Annotated in this window: 10 protein-coding genes and 1 pseudogene; 6 read left to right on the top strand and 5 right to left on the bottom strand. The window is 68.0% G+C overall.

The features are described 5' to 3' along the window. Positions 1-248 (bottom strand): annotated as a pseudogene (locus ABT336_RS26135) (hypothetical protein); the annotation flags it as partial. 149 nt (positions 249-397) lie between these two features. Here ABT336_RS26135 and ABT336_RS26130 point away from each other — a divergent pair. Beyond that, on the top strand, positions 398-1,129 hold the full coding sequence (locus ABT336_RS26130) for a hypothetical protein (protein ID WP_350900058.1): 732 nt from the start codon (positions 398-400) through the stop codon (positions 1,127-1,129). Between the two features lie 112 nt (positions 1,130-1,241). Next, positions 1,242-1,721, top strand: coding sequence for a methylated-DNA--[protein]-cysteine S-methyltransferase (locus ABT336_RS26125; protein ID WP_350900056.1), 480 nt, complete (start codon positions 1,242-1,244; stop codon positions 1,719-1,721). A gap of 199 nt (positions 1,722-1,920) precedes the next feature. Here ABT336_RS26125 and ABT336_RS26120 read toward each other — a convergent pair whose 3' ends face one another. Both ABT336_RS26120 and ABT336_RS26115 read right to left on the bottom strand, forming a co-directional pair. Beyond that, positions 1,921-2,157, bottom strand: coding sequence for a DUF397 domain-containing protein (locus ABT336_RS26120; RefSeq protein WP_350900054.1), 237 nt, complete (start codon positions 2,155-2,157; stop codon positions 1,921-1,923). 5 nt (positions 2,158-2,162) lie between these two features. Further along, entirely contained in the window at positions 2,163-3,017 is an 855-nt protein-coding gene (locus ABT336_RS26115; protein WP_350900060.1) for a helix-turn-helix domain-containing protein, read from the bottom strand. A gap of 872 nt (positions 3,018-3,889) precedes the next feature. Here ABT336_RS26115 and ABT336_RS26105 point away from each other — a divergent pair. The 3 genes from ABT336_RS26105 to ABT336_RS26095 all read left to right on the top strand — a co-directional run bounded on the left by ABT336_RS26105 (position 3,890) and on the right by ABT336_RS26095 (position 4,958). Continuing rightward, positions 3,890-4,213: a hypothetical protein gene (locus ABT336_RS26105; RefSeq protein ID WP_350900052.1), complete on the top strand. Its 324-nt coding sequence runs from the start codon at positions 3,890-3,892 to the stop codon at positions 4,211-4,213. A gap of 155 nt (positions 4,214-4,368) precedes the next feature. After that, positions 4,369-4,575: a ribbon-helix-helix protein, CopG family gene (locus ABT336_RS26100; protein WP_350900050.1), complete on the top strand. Its 207-nt coding sequence runs from the start codon at positions 4,369-4,371 to the stop codon at positions 4,573-4,575. Positions 4,576-4,697: 122 nt separating this feature from the next. Continuing rightward, positions 4,698-4,958 (top strand): hypothetical protein, encoded by a 261-nt coding sequence (locus tag ABT336_RS26095; RefSeq protein WP_350900048.1) that lies wholly within the window; start codon positions 4,698-4,700, stop codon positions 4,956-4,958. 73 nt (positions 4,959-5,031) lie between these two features. On the opposite strand, the gene ABT336_RS26090 is transcribed toward ABT336_RS26095, so the two are convergent. Together ABT336_RS26090 and ABT336_RS26085 are read right to left on the bottom strand one after the other, a co-directional pair. Continuing rightward, the gene (locus ABT336_RS26090) at positions 5,032-6,111 is read right to left on the bottom strand and encodes an inositol-3-phosphate synthase (protein WP_350900046.1); all 1,080 of its coding nucleotides are present in this window, start codon (positions 6,109-6,111) and stop codon (positions 5,032-5,034) included. A 23-nt stretch (positions 6,112-6,134) separates the two neighbouring features. Beyond that, complete coding sequence (locus tag ABT336_RS26085; RefSeq protein ID WP_350900044.1) at positions 6,135-6,773, bottom strand: PadR family transcriptional regulator; 639 nt, start codon at positions 6,771-6,773, stop codon at positions 6,135-6,137. 175 nt (positions 6,774-6,948) lie between these two features. Between ABT336_RS26085 and ABT336_RS26080 the strand changes: the two genes are divergently transcribed. Next, positions 6,949-7,359: a DUF5318 domain-containing protein gene (locus ABT336_RS26080; protein WP_502891271.1), complete on the top strand. Its 411-nt coding sequence runs from the start codon at positions 6,949-6,951 to the stop codon at positions 7,357-7,359. Positions 7,360-7,635 lie beyond the last annotated feature (276 nt).

The following is a 7,635-nucleotide window of genomic DNA, read 5'->3' as shown; positions in this document are numbered from 1 at the left end:
ACCGCCGCGAGGGCACCGCCACCGGCCGCCGCCGCGACCAGTCCGGGGGTGCCCGCCCCGAGAAGTTCGTTGACGATCGCCCCGCCGAAGCCGAACGCGCCGGTGAATCCGGCGACCACCTCGACCGACACGGGTCCGTCGACGTCCCCGCCGATCGCGTGGAACAGCTCGGTGCCGAGTAGCGACAGCGCCAACACGCCGACACCGACCGCACCGATGATGAGGAAGATCAGAGTCCCGGTGGCCACGCCCCGCAGGGTACCGACGCTGCGCAAACGCAGGAAAGCGGTGAGGTTCGTCTCGTGGTCTGGGATTGAACGACCGCAGCCCTCGGACGTAGTAGGACCGACCGTACCGCGTCGGCGGAGCTCCGCCGACCACGATCTGTGGAGTTGCCGTGGACCTGCTGAACAGTGCACCTGCCGACACGATTCGGGACAACTGTCCCCCGGACGTCGTGCGAAAGCACATCGATCCACTGGGCAGGGAGGGCAGGCAGGAACTCTACGAGGACAGCGAGGTGCAGCGCCTGCTCGGTCCCGCTATCGAAGTCGCCGACAATCTCAAGCGGGAGGAAGGGATCAAGGCGCAAGCCACTCAGCGGGCCGCTGACGGCTTTCTGTACCACGAGGAGAGTCACCGCAACGCTGACGGATTTCCTGTTTCCCCTCCGTACGTCAACCCGGGCCACGCCGTTTTCCCTCACACGATGGAAGGGACAACACTGAGTGGCGAGCCCGTAGAGGTGGAAACCATGAAGGTCGTTCACTACATGAACAGCCGCGGTGAAGACGCGATGCTTGCCCGACAGGATCGCCTCAAAGCTCTGGGGTTCGAGGACTCCGTCGTCGGTAAGGAGGAGAACGAATTCATGGCGGCCGTCGGAGACGGGCGTGGCACTTCCGAAACACTGCTCACCAACCGTCGGGCAGAGAAGGCGCAGAAACAGGAAGCACTGGGTGCTGCGGTCGCCGAGGTCTCCACCAGGATCAGGGTCGCCGACTTCCAGCGGGTCAACGTGGCCCAGGCGCGGTTGGGATCGCCGGTCCCCGGCCGGGCGCAGGCTTCGGCAACGCCTCCGAAGGGGCAGACCAACCTGCCGTCGACGAGTCACTCCCCGGGGCGCTGACCGGCCCGAAAGGTCAGCACGGGCAAGGTGCAGGCGGATGTTCCAGACCCGTTCCGGCATGACCGCCCGCGAAGCGCAAGGCTTCCGGGGAGTTGTCGGGAACAATGGGTGGATGCGCTGGACCGTGCTCGACTCACCGATCGGCGAGTTCTCGGTCGCCACCGACTCCAGGGCGGTCTGCGGGGCGCACTTCGGGCGGGAGTCCTCCGCCGTCGAGGAGTCGGAGCACGAGCTGGACCGGCGGGTGGTCGGGGAGCTGCGGGCCTACTTCGCGGGCGAGTCGACCGGGTTCACCGTCCCGGTGGTCGCGCCGAGGGGTTCGGACTTCGAGCGGGCGGTGTGGCGGGAGATGACCCGGATTCCGTACGGGGAGACGTCAACCTACGGCGAGGTGGCGCGGGCGGTCGGGGAACCGGGTGCGGCCCGGGCGGTCGGGGTGGCCTGCAACCGTAATCCGATCCCGGTCATCGTCCCCTGCCATCGGATCGTCGGGGCGGGCGGGAAGCTGGTCGGGTTCGGTGGCGGGCTGACCCGCAAGGTGACCCTGCTGGAGTTGGAGGCCGGTGTGGCCCTCCGGCGCGCATGGACCTGAGGTCCCGGCACGCCTGGACCTGAGCCTCACCCTCCGACCGACCATCTCGACGCCCACGATCGTTTGCAGTTAATCGACACCTTCTCCGGCGTGTCGGGTAGGTCAACAACCAACGATCATCGTGCGCCAAGCGCCAAGCGCCAGCGGTCATGGGTTCCGGGCGATGTCTGTTCACCGAGGCGCGGGCGGGGTCGCCAGGTCAGGCGGAGAAGTCGAAGCGGCCGGTGTGGAGGTCGGTGAGGAAGGCGGCCCAGGCGGTGGCGGGGTAGACAAGGGTGGGTCCGGTGCGGTCCTTGCTGTCGCGGACGGCGTACCGCGCACTTCCGTCGAGCACCGGCCCGGCCTCGACGCAGTTGCCACCACCGTTGCCGCTGCGGGTGCTGACGTGCCAGGCCACGGGCAGGTCGCTGCTGTCGGGCAGGTCGGTGATCGCCATGTCGCTCACTCCAGACGTGCTTCGAGGTCGAAGAGGATCCGCTGTACGGCACCATTGCGTAGCGCCGCCCGGCGCAGCCGATCGTAACGCTGGTGCAGCGAAGCGGCCTTCCCTCCTTCGACAACCACCGCGCCGACAGCGGTTGAAACGCAGCCAGCGGGTGGATAGGGGCGACGCATCCGGAAGACGTCAAAAGTGCCGTCAGGGCTCGGGTGTGCTCCCGCGCTCGCTGGCAGGATCATGACCTCAACGTTCGGCCAGCCCGCCATCGTGCGAAGGTGAGCGAGTTGAGCACGCATCACCTCAGGCCCGCCCACAACTCGACGGAGGGCACCCTCATCGATGATCGTGGAGAACTGGACCGGGTCGGGCTCTTCCAGTCGCTGCTGTCGCTGCATTCGGACCTCAACGTAGCGGGCGAGATCGTCATCTGAGGCGGAGTCGTCCCAGGCTCGAATCAATGCCTCCGCATAGGCGCGGGTCTGGAGCAGGCCGGGGATGACGGAAGTCTGGAAGGAGTTGATGGCGGTGGCTCGGCTCTCCAGCCAGATCCAGTCGATCAGCGACCCGGCGACATTGGCACTGAACCCGTCCCACCAGCCCTTCTGCCAGGCGTCCTGGGCCATGGTCTTGAGGTCGTCCCGGCGACGCGGATCGTCGATGCCGCACAGGTCGAGGTAGGCGAGGACCTCGGGAACCCGGGGCGGGATGATCCCGGACTCCATCCGGCTCACCGTCGAGGCGTTGCGGTTGATGTAGTCGCCCATTTCTTTGAGGGTGAGCCGGGACTTCTCCCGCATCTCGCGAAGCTGCTGCCCGATCCACTGTGCCCGCAGCGTCACAGCCTGCTCGTTTGGCATCCAGCGCTCCCGCCGTGCATCGAGGTTCACCGTCATGCCAAACAGCATGTCGCCTGAAACCCCGATAAGCAAGCTTGCGCACACGGAGAGTGTCGTGCATTCTGCGTGTGGCTGTGGTTACCGAAGGTGATCAGTGGTCGAGATGGGACGGACCGGGGTGGGTCGGCTTGGCGGCATGCCCACCCCGGTCCGGGAACGAGCCGAACGGGAGACACCTCACGGTGGACGGCGTCCCGGGGATCGGACTCCCCGACTGTCTACCACGCCGTACCCGCTGTGGGCGGGCACCGGCGCGTGCTGTGTGCGTACCGCTTCGGTTGTGGGCCGGGGTGCGTCGAGCTGACAGCGCATCCCGGCGTCGAGCCGGGCGGGCGTGCGGGCCCCGCCGCGAATCCCCCTCGCGGCGGTGACGGACCGCGCGTCCGCCCCTTCCCCGAGGGGTACGCCGTCGATGGGACTGCACGAGAGTCGGGCACGGGTGGAGAGCCGTGCCGCACACGAGATCATCGCTGCCCACGTACCCGATCCGGGTGGGCTGTGTCGGATCTGCCGGTCTCCGGGGCCGTGCCGACCGGCGAACGTGGCGGCGAACCGGCTCGTCGAGTTGGGGTTGCCGGTGCTGCCCGAAGTGGTGTCGGAGTCTCACCTGGCCGCTCTGCTTCGATGGCGGCCCGCGCGCCGACCGGGGCGGACAAGCGGCTGCGTTCCCGTCGGCCTCGAACACGGGGCGCAGTCGTGACCGGTCGGCGGCTCCCCGTCCTGGTCCGCGCCGCCTGGCGGGTGGTGGAGCACCACCGTCATCATCGCTGTCCGGCCTGTGGTGTCGGGGGTCGGTGTCCGGCGGTCGAGGTGGCACGCGCCCGGATCAGGGCGTGGCGGCGGTACGGATCGTGACCGTCGACCTCAGGGCCGGGGACGTGGTCGATGTGACCCGGGCGGCGAGTGTGCAGTTTCTTCGGCGGCCGTTCGTCGCTCGGGTGATCCGGGTCCGCACGGAACTGCTCACCTACCACGGCTGGTGCTGGCTCGACGTGTACCAGCTCGACGAGCGGGGCGACGCGGTCGAGCGCCGGACGATCTTCGTGCAGCCGGCCGGGCTCCGCGTCGTCGACACCAGCGCCGAACGGGTTACCAGCCGGGTGCCGGCAGCCCGTCGGGTCAGTACCGCACGGAGCGCGCGGCGGATGGGAAAGTGACGGGCGTTACACATATCCGTCTCATGTTGCCGCACCCGACTCACCGGTCCGGCCGTTGGTTGGTGGACGCCGTCGGACCCACGCGACCATCTTGCGGAGGAGAAGCAGTGCCGACTGTGGTTGACGCTCCCCCAGAAGGGCTATACAAAAGTGGTATGGCCTTCACCCTGACGCTCAAGCCCGAAGTTGAACAGCGGCTCCGTGAGCTTGCGGAGGCCGAGCACCGTTCCATGCACAAGACGGTCGAGCTGGCGATCCAGGAGTACCTCGACCGCCAGGAGCGCAACGAGTGGACCCGCCAGGCTGCCCGGCGGGTTCGTGAGCGGAACGCAGAGTTCTACGAGATGTTGGGGGACCGGTGACGCGATCCTGGCCAGACGCCGAAGACCTGCTTCTTCTGCTTGCCAGTTGCACGGCCTCACAGACGGTGGTGCGGGACGGGGGCATCCTCTACGCCGCCGCCGCTCGCCCTCACGCACGCCTGGTGGACGCCCAGGTCTATCCAGCACCGCTGAACCAGGCGGCCGCCCTTCTGCACGGGATCACGGTTTGGCGTCCGCTCGACATGTGGAACGCCAGCCTTGCCTGGACGGCAATGGATGTCTGCCTGGAGCGCGTCGACATGTTGCTGAACATGCCCGCCAAGGAACGGATGGCGCTTACCGAGGCGTTGACCAGTGGCGAGGTCGACTCGGTGGAGGAACTGGCCATGCGGCTGTCGCCGTACCTGGAGATGTCGGGCTGAAGGCGGACGCGGCGAGGGCCGGGTCCAGAACGGACCCGGCCCTCGCCGGTGCTGCTGGTGCGTCAGTAGCGGGTCAGCGCTCGACCTCGCCGGTGATGAAGCCCTCGACGGCCGCGTGCGCCTCGTGGTCGGCGTACTGGACCGGGGGGGACTTCATGAAGTACGACGAGGCCGACAGGATCGGTCCGCCGATCTTGCGGTCCAGGGCGATCTTGGCGGCCCGGACCGCGTCGATGATGACGCCGGCCGAGTTCGGCGAGTCCCAGACCTCAAGCTTCAGCTCGGCGTTGAGCGGGGTGTCGCCGAAGGAGCGGCCCTCCAGGCGGATGTAGGCCCACTTGCGGTCGTCCAGCCACGGGACGTGGTCGGACGGGCCGATGTGCACGTCGCTCTTTGCCATCTCGTGCGGCACCTGGGAGGTCACCGACTGGGTCTTCGAGATCTTCTTCGAAACCAGGCGGTTGCGCTCCAGCATGTTCATGAAGTCCATGTTGCCGCCGAAGTTGAGCTGGTACGTGCGCAGCAGCTCGACGCCCCGGTCCTCGAAGAGCTTCGCGAGGGCGCGGTGCACGATGGTGGCCCCGACCTGGCTCTTGATGTCGTCGCCGACGATCGGCAGCCCGGCGTCGGTGAACTTCTGCGCCCACTCCGGGTCGGAGGCGATGAAGACCGGCAGGGCGTTGACGAAGGCGCACCCGGCGTCGATCGCCGCCTGGGCGTAGAACTTGTCGGCCTGCTCGGAGCCGACCGGAAGGTACGACACGACCACGTCGACCTGGGCGTCACGCAGCGCCTTTGCCACGTCGACAGGCTCGGCGTCGGACTCTTCGATGATCTCGCGGTAGTACTGTCCCAGACCGTCGAAGGTCGGGCCGCGCTGGACGCTGACGCCGGTCGGCGGCACGTCGCAGAGCTTGATGGTGTTGTTCTCGCTGGCGACGATCGCCTCGGCGAGGTCCATGCCCACCTTCTTGGCGTCCACGTCGAACGCCGCGACGAACTGCACGTCCGAGACGTGGTAGTCGCCGAAGGTGACGTGCATGAGACCCGGGACGCGGTCGTTCGGGTCGGCGTTGCGGTAGTACTCGACGCCCTGGATCAGGGACGAGGCGCAGTTACCCACACCGACGATGGCGACGCGGACGGAGCCCATAGCGTCTGCCTCCTTCTTCATCATCACGGCCGCTCTGTCCTGGAGTCACCAGGCGGGGGCGGGCTGCTGTCATCTCGTGCTCCGTCGACCGACCCGGTTTGCGGGGCGGTCGGCGGTCGGCCGGAGCGCTCGTTGGCGATGAGCTCCTCCAGCCAGCGGACCTCACGTTCACAGGCGTCGAGCCCGTGACGCTGGAGTTCCAGGGTGTACGCGTCGAGGCGCTCGGCTGCCCGGCCCAGCACGTCGCGAAGCCCTTCACGACGTTCCTCGATCTTTCGGCGACGACCTTCCAGGATCCGGAGCCGGGTGGCCTGGTCGGTGCGGGCGAAGAAGGCGAAGTGCACCCCGAAACCCGTGTCGTCGTACGTTTCCGGACCGGTCTGGGCGATCAGCTCGGCGAACCGCTCCTTGCCCTCGGCTGTGATTTTGTAGACCACCCGACCGCGTCGACTGGTCAACGCGGGCACCTCCTGGGCGGTCGCGGGCGTCTCGTCGGCTTCGGTGATCCACCCGGCCGCCTGCAACCGGCGCAGGGTGGGGTAGAGCGAGCCGTAACTGATCGCCGCCCGGATCGCGCCGAGCTTGGCGGAGAGCTCCTTGCGCAGCTCGTAACCGTGCATCGGGGCTTCCTGGAGGATGCCCAGGACGGCGAGCTCAAGCACCGGCCACCCCTCTCACCCCGAGACCCGATCAGCTCTTTTCGCACGATGTATCGGTCCGATACATCGCACGGTAGCGGCTCGTCCGGACGAGGGCAAACACGGGTCTACGGCGTGCCGCCGTGACGGATCGTGACGGCGGTCGCCTCGCCGGGACGAACCGCGTACCCTTTGCCGCATGCGTGGCTCTCGCCAGGTGGTCGACTACTCGCTCCAGAAGCGGGCAGTTCTGCGTGAGCTCCTCGCGGGCCGGGTCGGGACGTACGACGTCTGCGACGCCTCGCCCTATCTGAAGAACGCCGCCCGGTTCCACGGGGAGGCCACCGAGGAGCGCTGCCCGATCTGCCGCAGTGAGAACCTCACACACGTCCATTACATTTATGGAGACGAGCTCAGGCAGTCCGCCGGCCAGGCGCGGACCCGGGCCGAGCTACCGGCTCTGGCGATGACGCTGCGTGAGTTCCAGGTCTTCGTGGTGGAGGTGTGCCTCGGCTGTGGCTGGAACCACCTCGTCGAGCAGTACCTGCTCGGCCGGGACGGGCTCGCCGACGGCGTCGAGGGCGAGAGGCGCAACGGTGGAGTCGGCTGACAGGAAAACACTCCGGGGGCCGCGGCGACTGCCGGCTGCGGTGACGGGTGTTTCAACTCACGGCAAACCGGTGGCGGCGCATCAGCGTCCCACCGCGACCGGCAGGGTGTGAGGAATGAACTCGTACGGCGATCCCAGTTCCCCCTACGGGCGGGCGCACATCCCAGATGCGGACGACGCGTACCGCTCGCCGGGGACCGGTAGGTCACCTGTGCAGGATGGTCCGGCCCCGACCGGCCGGGCGTCGGCTTCGGTCACGCCCCGCGCCGCGTCCAG

The organism is Micromonospora sp. NPDC000207 (assembly GCF_040300925.1).
Classification (GTDB): domain Bacteria; phylum Actinomycetota; class Actinomycetes; order Mycobacteriales; family Micromonosporaceae; genus Micromonospora.
Note: the sequence above shows the minus strand (reverse complement) of the source record. Positions and strands in the feature narration are given on the sequence as shown.

Coding starts and splice junctions, on each gene's coding strand:
- ABT336_RS26120 (WP_350900054.1), bottom strand. CDS start 2,157: ATGGCGATCACCGACCTGCCCGACAGCAGCGACCTGCCCGTGGCCTGG.
- ABT336_RS26100 (WP_350900050.1), top strand. CDS start 4,369: ATGGCCTTCACCCTGACGCTCAAGCCCGAAGTTGAACAGCGGCTCCGT.
- ABT336_RS26115 (WP_350900060.1), bottom strand. CDS start 3,017: ATGCCAAACGAGCAGGCTGTGACGCTGCGGGCACAGTGGATCGGGCAG.
- ABT336_RS26125 (WP_350900056.1), top strand. CDS start 1,242: ATGCGCTGGACCGTGCTCGACTCACCGATCGGCGAGTTCTCGGTCGCC.
- ABT336_RS26090 (WP_350900046.1), bottom strand. CDS start 6,111: ATGGGCTCCGTCCGCGTCGCCATCGTCGGTGTGGGTAACTGCGCCTCG.
- ABT336_RS26080 (WP_502891271.1), top strand. CDS start 6,949: ATGCGTGGCTCTCGCCAGGTGGTCGACTACTCGCTCCAGAAGCGGGCA.